This window comes from uncultured Campylobacter sp., assembly GCF_947255105.1.
Lineage (GTDB): Bacteria > Campylobacterota > Campylobacteria > Campylobacterales > Campylobacteraceae > Campylobacter_B.
The window spans coordinates 1-16413 of record NZ_CAMYFP010000017.1 but is presented as its reverse complement, the minus strand read 5'-3'; the positions used below and the strand labels follow the sequence as shown (position 1 = coordinate 16413).

14 protein-coding genes and 2 tRNA genes are annotated in these 16413 nt (G+C 30.9%); 10 read left to right on the top strand and 6 right to left on the bottom strand.

The features are described from left to right. The first annotated feature begins 189 nt into the window (after nucleotides 1-189). Complete coding sequence (locus tag Q0X52_RS07355) at nucleotides 190-780, top strand: transglycosylase SLT domain-containing protein (RefSeq protein WP_297576535.1); 591 nt, start codon at nucleotides 190-192, stop codon at nucleotides 778-780. Nucleotides 781-818: 38 nt separating this feature from the next. Here the strand turns inward: Q0X52_RS07355 and Q0X52_RS07350 are convergent, their stop codons facing one another. Then, entirely contained in the window at nucleotides 819-1247 is a 429-nt protein-coding gene (locus Q0X52_RS07350; RefSeq protein WP_297576533.1) for an Hsp20/alpha crystallin family protein, read from the bottom strand. Nucleotides 1248-1633: 386 nt separating this feature from the next. Between Q0X52_RS07350 and Q0X52_RS07345 the strand changes: the two genes are divergently transcribed. Next, nucleotides 1634-1709: transfer RNA gene (locus tag Q0X52_RS07345), tRNA-Glu, on the top strand. A gap of 177 nt (nucleotides 1710-1886) precedes the next feature. Next, nucleotides 1887-2492, top strand: a complete 606-nt coding sequence (locus Q0X52_RS07340; protein ID WP_297576531.1) for a nitroreductase family protein — start codon at nucleotides 1887-1889, stop codon at nucleotides 2490-2492. Nucleotides 2493-2514: 22 nt separating this feature from the next. On the opposite strand, the gene Q0X52_RS07335 is transcribed toward Q0X52_RS07340, so the two are convergent. After that, nucleotides 2515-3066 (bottom strand): DUF234 domain-containing protein, encoded by a 552-nt coding sequence (locus Q0X52_RS07335; RefSeq protein WP_297576530.1) that lies wholly within the window; start codon nucleotides 3064-3066, stop codon nucleotides 2515-2517. A 33-nt stretch (nucleotides 3067-3099) separates the two neighbouring features. Between Q0X52_RS07335 and Q0X52_RS07330 the strand changes: the two genes are divergently transcribed. Together Q0X52_RS07330 and Q0X52_RS07325 are read left to right on the top strand one after the other, a co-directional pair. Further along, nucleotides 3100-3354: a hypothetical protein gene (locus Q0X52_RS07330; protein WP_297576528.1), complete on the top strand. Its 255-nt coding sequence runs from the start codon at nucleotides 3100-3102 to the stop codon at nucleotides 3352-3354. Nucleotides 3355-3432: 78 nt separating this feature from the next. Then, nucleotides 3433-4740 (top strand): aminotransferase class V-fold PLP-dependent enzyme, encoded by a 1308-nt coding sequence (locus Q0X52_RS07325; protein WP_297576527.1) that lies wholly within the window; start codon nucleotides 3433-3435, stop codon nucleotides 4738-4740. Here Q0X52_RS07325 and uppP read toward each other — a convergent pair. The 4 genes from uppP to Q0X52_RS07305 are packed head-to-tail and all read right to left on the bottom strand — an operon-like array spanning nucleotide 4737 to nucleotide 7725. Further along, nucleotides 4737-5516, bottom strand: coding sequence for an undecaprenyl-diphosphatase UppP (gene uppP, locus Q0X52_RS07320; RefSeq protein WP_297576525.1), 780 nt, complete (start codon nucleotides 5514-5516; stop codon nucleotides 4737-4739). The two genes, Q0X52_RS07325 and uppP, sit on opposite strands and share 4 nt — an antisense overlap. Then, the gene (locus Q0X52_RS07315; protein ID WP_297576522.1) at nucleotides 5516-6235 is read right to left on the bottom strand and encodes a basic amino acid ABC transporter substrate-binding protein; all 720 of its coding nucleotides are present in this window, start codon (nucleotides 6233-6235) and stop codon (nucleotides 5516-5518) included. The genes uppP and Q0X52_RS07315 overlap by 1 nt, the downstream gene beginning before the upstream one ends. Nucleotides 6236-6287: 52 nt before the next feature. Then, complete coding sequence (locus tag Q0X52_RS07310; RefSeq protein WP_297576537.1) at nucleotides 6288-7016, bottom strand: amino acid ABC transporter ATP-binding protein; 729 nt, start codon at nucleotides 7014-7016, stop codon at nucleotides 6288-6290. A gap of 4 nt (nucleotides 7017-7020) precedes the next feature. After that, on the bottom strand, nucleotides 7021-7725 hold the full coding sequence (locus Q0X52_RS07305) for an amino acid ABC transporter permease (protein ID WP_297576520.1): 705 nt from the start codon (nucleotides 7723-7725) through the stop codon (nucleotides 7021-7023). Between the two features lie 112 nt (nucleotides 7726-7837). On the opposite strand from Q0X52_RS07305, the gene Q0X52_RS07300 reads away from it, so the two are divergent. The 5 genes from Q0X52_RS07300 to Q0X52_RS07280 all read left to right on the top strand — a co-directional run. Further along, nucleotides 7838-9085 (top strand): DUF2130 domain-containing protein, encoded by a 1248-nt coding sequence (locus Q0X52_RS07300; RefSeq protein ID WP_297576512.1) that lies wholly within the window; start codon nucleotides 7838-7840, stop codon nucleotides 9083-9085. A gap of 86 nt (nucleotides 9086-9171) precedes the next feature. Further along, nucleotides 9172-9248 (top strand) — tRNA-Ile (locus Q0X52_RS07295). Nucleotides 9249-9422: 174 nt separating this feature from the next. Next, on the top strand, nucleotides 9423-9587 hold the full coding sequence (locus Q0X52_RS07290) for an Arm DNA-binding domain-containing protein (RefSeq protein ID WP_297576510.1): 165 nt from the start codon (nucleotides 9423-9425) through the stop codon (nucleotides 9585-9587). A 197-nt stretch (nucleotides 9588-9784) separates the two neighbouring features. After that, entirely contained in the window at nucleotides 9785-11479 is a 1695-nt protein-coding gene (locus Q0X52_RS07285; protein WP_297576508.1) for a ShlB/FhaC/HecB family hemolysin secretion/activation protein, read from the top strand. Between the two features lie 9 nt (nucleotides 11480-11488). Then, a partial coding sequence (locus Q0X52_RS07280) for a filamentous hemagglutinin N-terminal domain-containing protein (protein WP_297576506.1) occupies nucleotides 11489-16413 on the top strand: 4925 nt, incomplete at its 3' end.

Below are 16413 nucleotides of genomic sequence, written 5' to 3'. Positions count from 1 at the left end.
AACTTTTGACATCCACCTTGTAAGGGTGGCGCTCTACCAACTGAGCTAAGCGACCTTGTCCAACAGAAAGAAGAATTATACATATAGTCTGCTAAAAATTAGCTTAAATAAAATAAAAATAATTAAATTTAAATAGTTCAAATTTGACAAAATATGATAAAATATCACATAATTTTGGTTGGAGTTGTGGTGAAATTTAGAGTTATCTGTTGTTTTATCTTTTTTATTTTTCAACTATCTTATGGCTATAGCAACGAACAGATACTAAAAACTATCAATAGCGTTTCAAAAAAGCAACAAATTTCTGCAAGGATTTTATACACTATCGTAAAAATCGAAAGCGATTTTGATCCATTTGCCATCTCTTTTCTAACGGACAGGCAAAATGCACTTTACTTTAAAAAACTTGACTCAAGCAAGGCTAGAGTAAGCGTTGGAAGCCATTCATTAAATAGAAAAAAATGGTTTGTTAATATAAGTCCGCAAACTGAAGAGTACGCCAAAGCGATAGCAAAAGAGCTTTTAAAAAGTGGATTTAGCATAGATGTTGGACTTGGTCAGATAAACTCATATAATTTTACAAAAGATGAATTAAAGCAGATTTTCAACCCGCAATACAACCTACAAAAGGCTGCAAAAGTTTTAAGAGAGTGCTACAACGCCAAAAACAAAGAGCTTGAAAAGACTATAGAGTGCTACAACTATGGTATGCGAAACCGCAACTCCAACCCCTACTATAGGCGCTTTTACAAACACTATTTAAAAACATTTTCAAACTAAAGACCTACCCTAAGGTAGGTCAAACAGAGGTCAATTTGTTATTTGATCTCTATCTTTTTTGCCTCTTTTGCTGCACATTTTGGCAAAAATAGCTCCAAAACTCCGTCGTTGTTTTTAGCGACGATATTATCCTCATCGATCTCATTTGATAAGCTAAAGCTTCTTTCAAATTTGCCAAAAAAGCTCTCTGATTTTTGATAGCCGTCCTCTTTTATCTCCTTTTTATACTTTCTCTCGCCCTTTACGGTAAGTCTGTTGTCATGAACTTCTATCGAGATATCTTCTTTTTTTACGCCTGGTAAATCAATGTCGATATAGACGCCCTTATCATCCTCTTTCGTGTTGATAGATGGTGAGAAATTTGAGCCAATATTGTTATTTGCCTCTGCAATATCAAAAAAATTCCTAAAGTCACTTGGTAAATCGCTCCATCCAAATAGTGGTCTTCTATAATTTACAATTTTCATAATAAACTCCTTAACTTTTATATAGTTAAATGCTTTTGCTCATTTAACTTGAGCGTATTATACTAAAGTTTTTTATAAATGTCAACTGTTTTTAGCAACTTTATATATAGAGTGCTAGTTTTTTAAAAATAGAGAGCAAATTTAGAGTTTTAACTTTTGGATAGAGTTTTAACTTTTGGATAGAGTTTTTAGGAGCTCTTTTTAAGGATAAATTGTCTTGCAAAAGATAGTTATGATAAATTTAAAATTATCGATAAGCTGAAATTTAAGATAGCTTTTTTGCTTTAAATTTAAGATAATTGTTTTTAAATCTACTTTTAAATTTAGCCCTTTGTTTTAACTAAAAGTTAAATTTAAATAGCTATAATCACGGATATTTAGATTGTGACCCTTTCGTCTAGTGGCCCAGGACACTGCATTCTCAGTGCAGAAACGGAGGTTCAAATCCTTCAGGGGTCGCCATATAAGCGGCAAAAATACCTTTAGTAGGCTTGTAGATATTTTTAACCTATCTTTAATTATTCAAAAATAGAGCTAACCACCATATATGTTAAATTTCAATTTATACTCATTTATCAATCAAAAATAGTAATTTGTTAAAATGGACGAAGTAAGATTTTTAAATTTAAAGGAGATAATATGAAGATAGAAGAGATTATGCAAAAGAGATTTTCATGCAGAAAATTCAAAGATGAAAAGTTAAAAAATGAGATAGTTAGTGAGATCTTGGACTCAACTCGCCTCTCGCCTAGCTCAGTAGGGCTTGAACCGTGGGAGTTTGTCGTTGTTTCAAAAAAAGATGACCTAAAAAAGCTTGGTCAAATTTGCTTTGATCAATCTCACGTAGCAAATTGCTCGCATGCGGTTGTAATCTTTGCTAGAGTTGATCTGCAGAGCAAAGACAAATATCTAAAAGAGGTTATTTACAGCAAAAACAAAGGAGAAGAAAAGGCTAAGAGATATTTTGAATTTATCGCTTCAAAGACCGATCTTATGAGCAAAGATGAGCTTTTTAACTATGCCTCACTTCAGTGTTATATAGCTTTGGCAAATTTGGTCAATATCGCCTACTCAAAAGACGTTGATAGCTGCATCATAGGCGGTTTTGATAGAGAGGCGTTGGCTAAATTTATAGCTCTTCCAAGCCAATTTATTCCTTGTGTGGTCGTAGCTCTTGGAGTTGGCGAAAGTAGAGGCGGGCAAAAGAGCAGAAGAACTTTAGAGGATGTTGCCATCTGGTTCTAACTTGCATTTAGGGGGATTTTGGCTAGTTAAGCAGTAGTCTAAAATCCTCTATATCAAAAAGTAGCACATCTTCTCTTTGTTTAAGCAGCTCTTTGCTAAAACCAGATCTTGAAAAAAGTGCGTAAGTTTGCGGCGTTAGTCCTATTTTGTGGCACTTTTTCTCAAGTAGTGTGAGTATGTTTTTGCAAACTTTTCTATCTTTGTATTTTGCCTCTGCAACACCGATATTGCCGCTACTATCTTGCCAAAAAAGATCTATCTCTTCGTGATTTGTCCAAAAGCTAGAGATCTCGCCTTTTATCGACAGACTTTTTTTTAAAAGCTCTGCACTTAAAAGTTCAAAAGCAAGGCTTGCATAGTTATCAAAGTCATCTCTTATCATATCAAGCACAAGCTCAAATTTACCAGCCTTTAAAAGCTCCAAATTTGGCTCGACGAACCTAAACCAAAAGCGCGCAAAGTTGCTTCTAAAATGGACCTTATCATGGACAATATATCGCCTTAACTCTCTTTTTAGTTTTTCATTTTTTCTTTTGGGCTTTGGCTTTTCCTCTTTGCTCTTTTCAATCTGCAAAAAACCGCTTTTTAAAAGGTTTGATAAAATCTCTTGCGATCTGTTTCGTGGCAAAACTTTGTAGATACCAAACTTCTTTCTATCGCTTTTTGCAAATTTAGTGAGTGCTTTTATGGTATCTTTGTCAAAATCTACAAAAAACTTATCAAATTTATAGAGGATTTCCTCTTTTATAAGGTCAAAAAGGTCGTTTTTACTCTCTCTTACATCTATCTCATCAAAAACAAAGTGGAATCTAAGCAGTTCATCTATGGAGGTTGTTGGAAATTTGTTAAAACTACTCTTTAGACTATGGATTTTATCTCCTTTTAGCTTATTTAGCCTACTTAGTTATAATATCAAAAATTTAGAAAAAATGGATAAAAAGTGCTAGATATAGGTAAAGTAAAAGAGAATATCATCTTAAAAAAGGGACTTTATTATTTTGATTTTGCTGCCTCTGGGCTTGGCTATGCGCCGATAGAAGATGAGCTTAGAAATGTGCTTTTGACATATGCAAACACTCACTCCAAGACAAGTGACAATGCCATTATAACAAGCAGTGATTATGATAGATCAAGAGAGCTTTTAAAGAGTCTTTTGGGACTTGATGAGAGTTTTTATCTTATAGCTACTGGGACTGGCTCAACTGCGGCTATCAAAAAGTTTCAAGAACTTATGGGCATCTACATTCCGCCCGCTACCAAAGAGTTTCTAAATATTGATAAGCAAACTTTAAAAAATCTTCCACTAGTTGTCATCTCGCCATATGAACATCACTCCAATGAGATTAGTTATAGACATGGGCTTTGTGAAGTTGCAAGAGTAAGACTTGATAAAAACGGCAGAGTGGATTTTGAATATCTTAAGAGTCTGCTTGAGCAAAATAGAGGAAGAAAAATCATTGCCTCGTTTAGTCTAGTCTCAAACATCACAGGAGTAATTACTGATTATAAAAAACTCTACTATCTCATCAAGCAGTATGGCGGTATAGTGGCACTTGATGGCGCCTCATATCTTCCATATTTTAATGTAAGCTCTATCTATTTTGATGCGCTTTTTATCTCTTCGCACAAACTCATTGGCGGCGTTGGCGGAGTGGGACTTTTGGCAATCAAAAAGTCACTTTGCAAAGGCGATGAGCCAACATTTGCAGCTGGTGGAACTGTGCTTTATGTTGATAGACAAAGTGAGATATTTACACCAAATGTTGAAGAGCTAGAAGAGGGCGGAACTCCTGGCATTTTGCAACTTATAAAGTCCTATCTTGCCTTTAAGTTAAGAAACGATATCGGCTTTGATTTTATAAAAAGAAGCTTAGACGAGCTAAAGGGGTATCTGCAAGAGAGCCTTTTGAAATTTAACTTGCTTGAACTTTATGGCGGCGATATAAAAGATCGTATGCCTATCTTTGCTCTAAATTTAAAAGGGGTTGATGCGCTGGTTTTTTCAGGTATCTTAAGCCAAAAATTTGGCATACAGACTAGAGCGGGGTGCATTTGCGCAGGTCCCTATCTACACGATCTACTCTCTTTTGATGATAAGACTGCATTAAAAGACAAGCCAAGTATCTTAAGGATCAGTCTTAGCTATACTCACAGCAAAGATGATATTGACTATCTAATAGCAGCCATTAAATACATCATAGAAAAACGTGGTGATATTCGCTTTTCTCAAGGTAAATATCACTGTTAAAGTATAAAAAATATAAATAGAGTTCCTAAGATTATGCGATAAATTCCAAATGGAATGTAGTTAAATTTGGAGATAAAACTTATAAAGAGCTTCACAGTAAAAAAGGCAACTACAAATGCAACTGCGCTACCAGTTAAAAATAGATAGATGTTTTCTATATTTTCTTTAAAGAGTGAGATGTTTTTATAACTATCATAAATAGCAGCTGCAAACATAGTAGGGAGTGCTAGCAAAAAGCTAAATATAGCAGCAACCCTTCTATCAAGACCACAAAGTAGTGCTGTTATTATGGTAATGCCACTTCTTGATGTGCCAGGGACCATAGCAAGACATTGCGATAGCCCTATGATAAAGGCTTGTTTATAACTAATAGAGTCAATATCTTTTGTTTTTGCATAGTCATCTTTTTTGCCAATAAAAAGCTCTACTATTATAAAAATAAAGCCATAAAATATAAGCATATAGGCAGTCACACTTGGATCAAAGATACTTTTTATAGTTTTGTAGAGCAAAAAGCCAATAATTGCCGTTGGTAAAAAACCAATAGCAAGCTTTATCCAAAGTGAAAAGTTTTGTCTAAGTCTTTCAAAGAAAAGCACTAAAACGGCTAAGATAGAGCCAAGTTGAATAACTACTTGAAAAGATTTTAGTAGTGGGCTTTCTTGATCTAGCCCCATAAGGTTGGCGGCAAGTATGATGTGTCCTGTGGAGCTTACAGGTAAAAATTCTGTAAGCCCCTCGACTATACCAAGTATAATCGCATCAAAAAAATTCATTATTTGAGATTATATTTTTTCAAAAGAAGATCATAAGTTCCATCTTCTTTCATCTCTTTTAAAATAGAGTTAAATTTCTCTATAAGCTCTTGTTTTTTGCCCTTATCAAAGGCTATAGCAAAGCCATCGCTTCCATCGCTCTCTTCATAAAAGCCAACTAAGTCGCTATTGTTCTTCAGATAACCATATCCAACTGAAGAGTCAATCATTACAACATCTACTTTTGAGCTTTTGAGTGCCATTATAGAGGCGATTGGATCTTTTGTTGGTGCTACATTTTTGCTAAGCTCTCTAGCAGCAATTTCTTGAACTACACCAAGTTGCACGCCTATTTTTTTGCCCTTCACATCATCTTTTGAGTTGATTTTGTCATTGTTAGCTTTTTTTATGTAAAGAGTCTGTGTTTCGTAGTAAGGATCGCTAAAATCAACAGCTCTCTTTCTATCTTCTGTTGCGCTCATTCCGCTAATTGCTGCGTCTATTTTGCCAGTTTTAAGTGCTGGTATAAGTGCGTCAAAGCCCATATTTATTATCTCATAGTCCAAATTTGCTCTTTTTGCAAACTCATCAATAAGATCAATGTCAAAACCTACAATCTTCAAAGAGTCATCAATATACTCAAATGGAGGAAAGTTAGCGTTGGTGCCTATTTTTATGGTAGCAGCATTTAGCCAAAGCAAACTACATGCCAAGAGTAAAAAAACTTTGTTTAGTTTCATCTTCTTATCCTTTTATTAAAGTTATTTTAAAATAGTATCATAAATTTATAAATCAATGATACAAGATTTTATTTAAAAACTCTTTGAGCCGCTCATTTGTAGGATTGCTAAAGACTATCTCAGGACTTTCATCGCTTGCAATCTTGCCTTTGTCTATAAAAAAGATTCTATCAGCAACATTTTTGGCAAAGCCCATTTCGTGTGTTACAACTAGCATTGTGATGCCTTTTTTGGCTACATCTTTCATAATAGATAACACTTCGCCCACCATTTCAGGGTCAAGTGCAGATGTTGGCTCATCAAAAAGTATAACATCTGGATCCATTGCAAGGCTTCTAGCTATTGCGATACGCTGTTTTTGTCCGCCACTTAGTTGATGTGGATAGGAGCTTGCTTTGTCCTTTAGTCCAACTTGCGTAAGAAGGTCATAAGCTCTATCAATCGCCTCTTCTTTGGAACAAATTTTAAGTTTAATCGGCGCTAGAGTTAAATTTGTCAAGATATCTTTGTTGGCAAAGAGGTTAAAATGTTGAAAAACCATACTAACCTTTTGGCGAATTTTGTTAATATTAACATTTTTTTGCAAGATATCCTCACCACTTACAAGTATCTTTCCGCTTGTAGGTTCTTCTAGTCTATTTATACATCTTAAAAAGGTGCTTTTGCCGCCACCACTTGGTCCAATGATAGCTACAACCTCGCCTTTTTTGATGGAGGCGGAGATATTGTTTAGGACAAGGAGATTGCCAAAGCTTTTGCAAAGATTTTCTATCTGAATTATGTTGTTATGCATCTTTGTTTAACCACCTCTCTAAAAGTTTTGCAAGGAGTGAGAAGAATTTTACACTCACATAGTAGATAACTGCTGCAAAAAGTATCGGCTCTGGCGTGTAGAGTATTGATTGAAGACTTTGCGAAAACATAGTTAGGTCAAAAACACTAATCACTCCAACAACAGAGGTCTCTTTAAAGAGTGAGATAAACTCATTTGCAAGGGCTGGAAGTATGTTTTTGATGGCTTGTGGAAGCACTATGCTAAACATCGCCGCACCATAGCTAAGTCCCATAGCACGAGCCGCCTCCATCTGTCCTTTATCTACGCTATTTATGCCAGATCTTACTATCTCAGCAACATAAGCCGAGCTATTTAGCCCAAGAGCAATGATTGCTGCATAGATACTGTTTGAAAGAGTCGCAAGTATGACAAATGCAAATATCATAAGCTGTATAAACACAGGTGTGCCTCTTATGATATCGATATACTCATCTATTAAAAAATTTATGACTTTAATGTTTAAAAACCTAATAAATGCAAGCAAAAAACCAAGAACGATACCGATGGCTACACCGCCAGTTGTAAGCAAAAGTGTAGTGCCATAACTTGAGACATAAGCCATTTTTTGTGCATGATTTAATCCGCTTGGATAGGTATAATAGGCTACTAAAGTAACAATTATGATAAAAAATAGTACTCTAAAAAAATTATTCACTCCAAACCTTTAAATTTATTGATTGAAAAGGATACTAAATTTATTATATTGTTTTGCTTAAAAGCATTGTATTTTGATAATTTTTATACTATATTTGAAAAAAGGACAAAAGATGAACCAGATAAAATGTCTTAAATGTGGAAATATCATAGATCTAAATCAAGAGCTAGAAAAACAGCTTGAGCTAAAAGGCAAAGAGCTTGAGTTTGACTTTGAAAAGAGAAGAGAGCTATTAAGAAAAGAGTTTGAAAAAAGGGAGCTTGAGGCAAGAGAAAAAATTGCACTTGAGTTTCAAAAGAGAGATGAAGAACAAAAAAGAGCGCTACAAGAGGAGTTTCAAAATAGAGCCAAGATAGAGCAACTTGAGTTAAAAGAGCAGTTAAAGAGGCAAAAAGATCAGATTGATGAGCTAGTTGAAAGGCTAAGTGTGCTTTTAAAGCAAAAAAGCGAGTTTGAGCAGTATAAAAACGAAGAGGAGCTAAGAGCCATAGAGATTAAAAATAGTGCCTTAAATGAGAGTAAAAAGAGATATGAAGAGCTTCTAAGTAGCCAAAGAGAGCAGGTTGCCAAAGAGATAATGGACAAAAACGAGATAGCGCTTAAGCAAAAAGAGCTTGAAAATGAGGCGTTGAAAAAACAGATTGATGAGTTAAAAGAAAAGTCTGATCTTAGCTCTTTTAGACTTAGAGGAGAGGCGATGGAGGTCGCAATTGAGGAGTTTTTAAGAGATAAATTTAAAGATGATGAGATAAGAGAGGTTGCAAAAGGAGCTGCAGGAGCTGATGTAATACATGAAGTTTTTGATAAAAAGAGACTAAACTCTTGCGGGAAGATCTTTTATGAGAGCAAAAGAACTAAACATTTTGGAAGTGACTGGGTGACAAAACTTAAAGAGGATTTGCGAAGAGATGGCGGAGATATCGGTGTCATCGTTACCAAAGCTATGCCAAATGGGATAGATAGAGTTGGGATTGTAGATGGAGTTTGGATATGTGGATATGATGAGTTTAAAAGCCTTAGTTTTGCCCTTAGAGAGTCTTTGGTAGCTATAAATAGGGTTGCAAATGCCAACGAAAACAAAGATGAGAAAGTCCAGCAGCTCTACAACTATCTCATAAGCAACAGCTTTTTACATCAAATGCAAGGCGTGCTTGATGCATTTGAGCAGATGGAAAGTAGTTTAAAGAAAGAAAAGAGCGCCATAACCGCACTTTGGTCAAAGCGAGAAAAGAGTATCGAGCAGGCTAAATTTGGAGCAATTGATATCTATACCAACCTAAAGATCATATCAGGCAACAAAATAGGGCGCATAGCAAATTTGGAGCTAGAAAGCCTTATAGAAGATAAGAAAGATGAGTAGTCAAATGGCTAGAGAGTGGCTGTTTAAATTTGAAATTTAGCAAACTTAAAGCTTAGTTTTTGTAGAATACCATCTTTAAACTAAATGGGTTCATAGCTCAGTTGGTTAGAGCATCCGGCTCATAACCGGATGGTCCCAGGTTCGAGTCCTGGTGAACCCACCATTTTTATTTTTAAATATTTATATCAATTCACTTTCACTTTTTTAATCTTTTTAAGAAAATATCAAGCTCTATTTAGCTTAATTTATGAAATTTAGCTACTAAAAATATAATTTTCTATAAAATAATAAATCGGCAACTTTTTAACTAGACATCCAAACAAAGGAGGCGCTTAGCATGAAAGATAGACCAGATATCTACATAAAAAAGCTAAAGCCCAAGGATAAAGTGTATTTTGAAAGATTAAGCAACAATCTCTACATTAGAGTTTATCCAACAGGATCAAAGAAATTTTACTATCTTTATAGAAACTCTGACAAACAAAAAAATTGCCATTGGTAAATATGGCGAGGTAACTTTGGCTGATACAAGATAAAAAGTTACTGAGTTTAACGCTCTTAGACAAGCGGCATAGATGATATAAAAACTTATTTAGATAATGAAGAATCTCTTGTAAAAGAAGAATTATCTTTATCACAGATTTTTATAAGAATTATATGTTAAAATAACGAAATGTGTTTCATTTTTGTGAGGTTTTCATGAGAGTATTTTTTATACTTATGTTTATTATAATTCAAATTTTTGCAAATACCTTAAACCAAATTTCTCAAACCCAAGCCAAGCAAGAAGAAGATAGACTAAAGTTTATAGAAAGTCAAAAAGAAAACTCAAATATTATTTTAACTCCTAAAAAAAATCAAATTTCAGCCATTATCTCAAACGAAAAACCCTGCTTTATTATTAATGAAATTTTATTAATCGGTAAAGATAATAATAAATTTGAAAAATATCTAAAAAAATCTTTAAAAAATGTAAAATTTAAAAATGGAAATTGTATAGGAAAAAAGAGTATGAATATTATTTATAATTCTTTTTATAATGAAATTTTAAAAGCTGGTTTTATTACAACTGCTATAAATTTACCATCGCAAAATTTAAAAAGTAAAACTCTAAAATTTGAAATAATACCAGGAAAAATAGACACTATTAATATAAATGATAAAAATTCCACTAAAAATAGAGCTTCAATTTTTACTTCATTTGGCATAAACAAAAAAGGCGATATATTAAATTTAAGAGATATTGAACAAGCCTTAGAAATTTTACAAAACTCTTCTAATGGTAATGTAAACTTTGAACTACTTCCATCAAATAAAGAAAATTATAGTGATATAAATATAACAAAAGAAGAGAAGTTGCCACTTAATTTATCTTTATCATTTGATAATTTAGGAAGCAAAGCAACTGGAAAGTATCAAGGTAGCTTAAATTTAAATGTGCTTAATCTAATGGGATTTAACGAAATCTTATATTCCTCTTACTCTAAAAATATATTTAAAGCAGACAAACAAAGTGTAGAAAATGATACAAAAAGAGGAAAAACAGACAATATTTATTACGGTATAACAATCCCATACAAAAGATTTTCTTTAGATTTTAACGAGTATAGATACAATTATGATCAAGCAATTCCTGGAGCTTTTGGAGTTTATAAATATAGTGGAAAAAGTAAAAGAAGAAATTTAACAATAAATTATCTTTATCACAGAGATCAAATTTCAAAAAACAGTCTATTTTTTAGACTTTGGGAAAAAGAAAATAAAAATTATATAGAAGACTATGAACTAGATAATCAAAGAAAAAAAACTGCTGGATACGAAATAGGTCTAAGCTCTCAAATTTTTATAGAAAATGGCCATGTGGTTTTTGGGGCAACTTATAAAAAAGGCACAGGTGCAAGAGGGGCTTTAAGAGCACCAGAAGAAGACTATAATGATGGAACAAATAGATTTGAGACAGTAACAATTGACTTTAATTTTAATAAATCATCTTTAAATATGCCTTTAACTTATGATTTTAAATTTCACGGTATGTGGAACAATACACCTTTAACTATGCAAGAAAGACTAAATATAGGTGGATATTATACAGTTAGAGGATTTGATGGGGAAATGAGTTTGGTTGGCGATAGAGGGTATTATATAAGAAATACTTTGGAGTATAGTTATTTAAATTCCCATAAACTATACGCGGCTTTTGACTTTGGCAAGGTAGGCGGAAAAAGTTCAAATTATATGACTGATAATACTTTAGTTGGCTCTGGGGTTGGCTTAAAAGGACATTTTAAAAGAAAAGTGCAATATGATCTTTTTTTAGGTTTTCCACTTAATAAGCCAGAATTTTTTAAAACAGATAAAACTGTTTTAAATTTTAATACTACATACAATTTTTAAGGACAAACAATGAATTTCAAAAACCATCTCAACATAATTTTATCCTTAACACTTCTTTTTCCAAATCTATCTTTAGCTGAGATTTTAGCTGATACTAATGCCCCTAAATATAACCAGCCCACCATTTTAAAAACTCCAAATAATGCAATTTTGATAGATATCGTTAAACCAAACAATAAAGGAGTATCTATAAATGAATACTCTAAATTTAATACAACAGACGATGGAACAATACTTAATAATTCAAAAAATGAGGCAGATACTATAACAGGAGGCTATATACATGCAAATAAAAGACTTAGTGAAAAAACTGCAAAGCTTATTGTAAATAAGATAAACTCAAATAAAAAAAGTAGCTTAAAAGGAAATATAGAAATAGCAGGTGATAAAGCTGATCTTATGATAGCAAATCCTAGCGGTATAGATATAGATGGAGTTCATTTTATAAACTCTAAATCAACTACACTAACATCAGCAGAGCTTAAATTTAAAGATGGAGCTTTAAATAATATAGATGTAAAACAAGGTGAGATATCTATAAGCAATAGAGGTTTAAAAGATGAAAGTAATTATTTAAATATCATTTCTAAAACTGCTAAGATAAGTGCTAATGTTTATGCCAATAATCTAAACATAATAACTGGAAAAAATAAACTAGATAAAGATTTAAATATATTATCAAGTAGTAGTGATGATACTAAAATATCAATTGATACTTCAAATTTAGGTGGAATGTATGCAAATAGAATAAAACTCATTGCTACAAATAAAGGTATTGGAGTAAATAATAATGCAAAAATAGTTGCAAATAATGATATATCTATAAACTTAAATGGAGATCTTATAAATAAAGCAGATATTGCATCAGGCAATAGTTTAGATATAAAATTAAACTCATTAGATAATAAAAATGCTCTAATTTATGCATCAGGCAAAGCTAACATAAAAGCAAATAACATCACAAACAAAGACACTAAAAAAAATAAAAACAAAGGAATTTTATCAAACAATCTTAAAATAGATTCAACTACTTTAGATAACTCAAACGGAAATATTATTTCAAATGGATCGTTAGATATAAAGATTAAAGATTCTTTAAATAATACCTTAGGCTATATAGGTGCTTATTCAAATCTTAATTTAAACTCATCACTTCTTAATAATAAAGATGGATTTATCATCTCAAATAAAAATCTATTTATAAATACCGATAAATACAGTAATCACGGAAATCTTCAAGCAAGAAAGAATTTATCTTTAATCACAAACGATATTATAAACTATAACGGCGGCTTTTATGCAAACAAAGATATCTTTATAAAAACAACAGATGATTTTATAAATAATACAAAGCTTATATCAAACAATAACCTTATAATAAATGCAAACAATATAACAAATAAAGGCACTATTCACTCATTAAACGATATGAGCTTAAACTCATATTTAAATTTAAATAACTTCGGTGAAATAGCATCAAATAAAAATCTTTTTATAAACTCTAATTATTTAATGAACAATAAAGCAAATATCTATTCAAACAAAGCTTTGATAATTAATTCAAAAGATATTTTAAATATAGATAAATCAACCCTTTATAGTAAAGATGATATGATTTTAAATACAAATACTCTTATAAATAAAGATAGCTCAAATATAATATCGGATAAAAACCTAAATATCTTTTATACAAAAGATAAAATTTCAGATGGCAATATTTTAATTTTAAATGATGATAACTATAAAAATTATAAAAGCTCTAAAATAGATAATCTCTCATCTTTGATGTATTCAGAAAGTGATATGAACATAAATGCTAAAGAGCTTAACAATAAATCACTTGATGAACTTAAAATAAATAAAAATCCAAAAACAAAAAAAGGAAGTATAAATTTAAGAGATAATAATCAAAAAATAATACCATTTGGAGTTGATATAGATAAATTAAAACAAGATATTATAGAAAGCTATAAAATAAATAATAATTATAAAGAGCCCAGTAGCAAGTATGTAGAAAACGAACTTAAAAAAGAAATTATTAATAAAAATGAAAAACTATATATCTTAAGCTTGCATAAAAATACAAAATCAAATGGTAAAAACATCTACAATGATATAAAATTTGATTTTATAAATAATCAAGCCATTATTACAACGAGCCATATAAAAAATAAAGAAAAAACAAGAAAAATAGATTATGCAATTAATAAGCAAACTATAAATGAAGATGATTTGGTTAAATTTAGACCATCTAGTATTATTTCAAATAAAAATATTAATTTTTTAACAAATAATTTATTAAATGATAAAAGCATAGTATTTGCAAACAAAGATATAAATTTAAAAGATACAAATTTAATTAATCAAGGTCTTGATTTAACTAATAATATTTTATCAAAAGCTACTTACGAATGGAAAAAGAAAATAAAATGGTATAAAAGATTTAAATTAAAATCAAAATGGGTTACAAAAGGTGGATCTTTAGGAACCATATCTAAAAATTACCAAGAGGCAGGATATCCATCTATATTTGCAGCAAATGGTAAAATAACAGGCTCTTTAGCTAAGCTTAATAATGATAAACCAAATATCGCAGATACAATAATAAATAAAACACCCAAATTTATGAAAGATAACAAAGCTATAATAATCCCAAACACCTCTTTTAAGCCAAATATCCCTGCTTTTAAAGATAATTTTATAAATCCTACTAATCAAAAATACTACTATTTAAATAACGGTTATATTTATGATGAAAATATTCCAAATAGTGATTATATGCATAATAAACTAACTTATATTTATGATTTTAGAAATAGTGCCTTAAAAAGCATATTATTTAAAGACAGTAAGCCGGTAGATGCTTCATCTTTAATATATGCAGGTGATGGAATTTCTCTTAATATAGATGGAGATTTAAATAACTACTCAAGCATTATAAGTAATAATTACATAAAGATAAATGCAAATAACATTACAAACAAATTTGCAGATATAAAGGCAAGTAATGAATTAATTCTAAATGCAAATAATGATATTTTAAATCTCTCTTCTTTAATTGAGGCAGGAAGTATCTATCTACAAGCAAATAATATATTTAATCAAACCCTATCAAATACAAACACCCTAACTCACTCTTATGGGAAAGAAAGCTTTACAAATATAGCAGATATTTCAACTATTACTTCAACCAAAGGCGATACAGTATTAAATGCAAAAGATAGTATCTATCTAAGAGGTTCAAACATAAACTCAAATAAAAATATAGCCCTGCTTGCAAATAACAACATCTTAAGTGAAACTGTAAAAGATAAAGGCTCATATGATTTTTCTATGAGTGGGGGATATTATAAAAGAGAGTATGAGTATAACATAGGATCAAATTTAAATGCAAAAGAAAATATTTTATTAAAGGCAAATAAAGATATAACCTTAATAAGCTCAAATTTAAACTCAAATAAAGATACAATCCTAAACTCAGGTAATAACATAAATGTCCTCTCATCCTTAGAGAGTGATTACAGCGAAACTAAATCAACCTCAAAAGGATTTATGTCTAAAAAAACAGAACTTATAAAATCTTTAGAGCAAAACGTAAAAAGCTCAAATATAGATGGAAAAAATGTATTAATAAACTCAGGAAAAAACATAACTATTGCAGGATCTAGCATAAAAGCTAATAATGCTATAAATTTAAACTCAAATAACGATATAAATATACTATCTTCTAAATACTCAAATTTTAGCAAAAGTTATAAAAGTAAATCCAAATTTGGTGGAGCTAGTAAGAGTATGAGTTTAGATGAGAGCGCAAATACTTTATTAAAATCAAGCAGTTTAAAAAGTAGTGATATCTTACTTAATTCAAACTTTAATATCTTGCTCTCATCAGCTACTATAAATGCAGATCAAAGCATCTTTTTAAATGCAAAAGATAGTGTATTTATAAACTCAAGTGAAGAGATAATAAGCAAAAGATCTATTAGTAAAAAAAGTTCATTTAATCCGTTTAATTTAGCTTTGTCAATATCAAGTCTAGGAGTTATAGATAATCCCATCTACACACAAAACATCCATAAAGATCTAAACTCTAAAGTTACTCAAAAAGCTTCTAATCTAAAAGCCAATAAAGATATATTAATTAACTCAAACAACGATATCAATATAAATGGATCAAACCTAATTGCAAATAAAGATATAAGCTTAACTTCAAAAAAAGGAAGTGTTAATATACTAGCTTCTAAAGATAGCATAACAAATGCTGTTTATGATAAAAAAATAGAAGTTTCTATGATAAGTCCATTTGAGTCTTTTAAAAACTCAATCAATGATATAAAAAATCAAGAAACCAAAGCAAAAACTAATTTAGCCAAAGCAAGTTATGATGAGTATGATAAACAAACAAACCTATCTAAAACAAACTCATCAAATTTAATCTCAAATCAAAATATAAAAATAAACTCTTTTAAGGATACAAACATTATAGGTTCAAACCTAAATGCTAAAGAAAATATTAATCTCTCTTCAAAACATGGAGATATAAACATACTCTCATCAACTAATAATCTATTAGAAGATATTAAAAAGAAAAACATTGAAGCAACCCTTTCTCTTACTGCACAAAACGAATACGCACAGATAGGAAGTGCGGCTAAGGATTTAGAGGAAGCAACCAAACAGTTAAAAAGTGTAAAAAAAGAGTATGACTCTTATAAAAAAGAGCTTAACTCCTTAAAAGATAAACTTTCAAATTTAAAACAAAGATATAAAAATAAAGAAGAAGGAATTGATTACTTAGATATAGAAGATTTACAAGATTTTATAAATGATCTAACAGATGAAGAAAAATACTATAAATCAAACATAGCTTTAGCTACCAAAAACCTAGCTTCTAAATCAGCAGCTTTACTCTCTCAAACAGCCTCAGCAGCAGC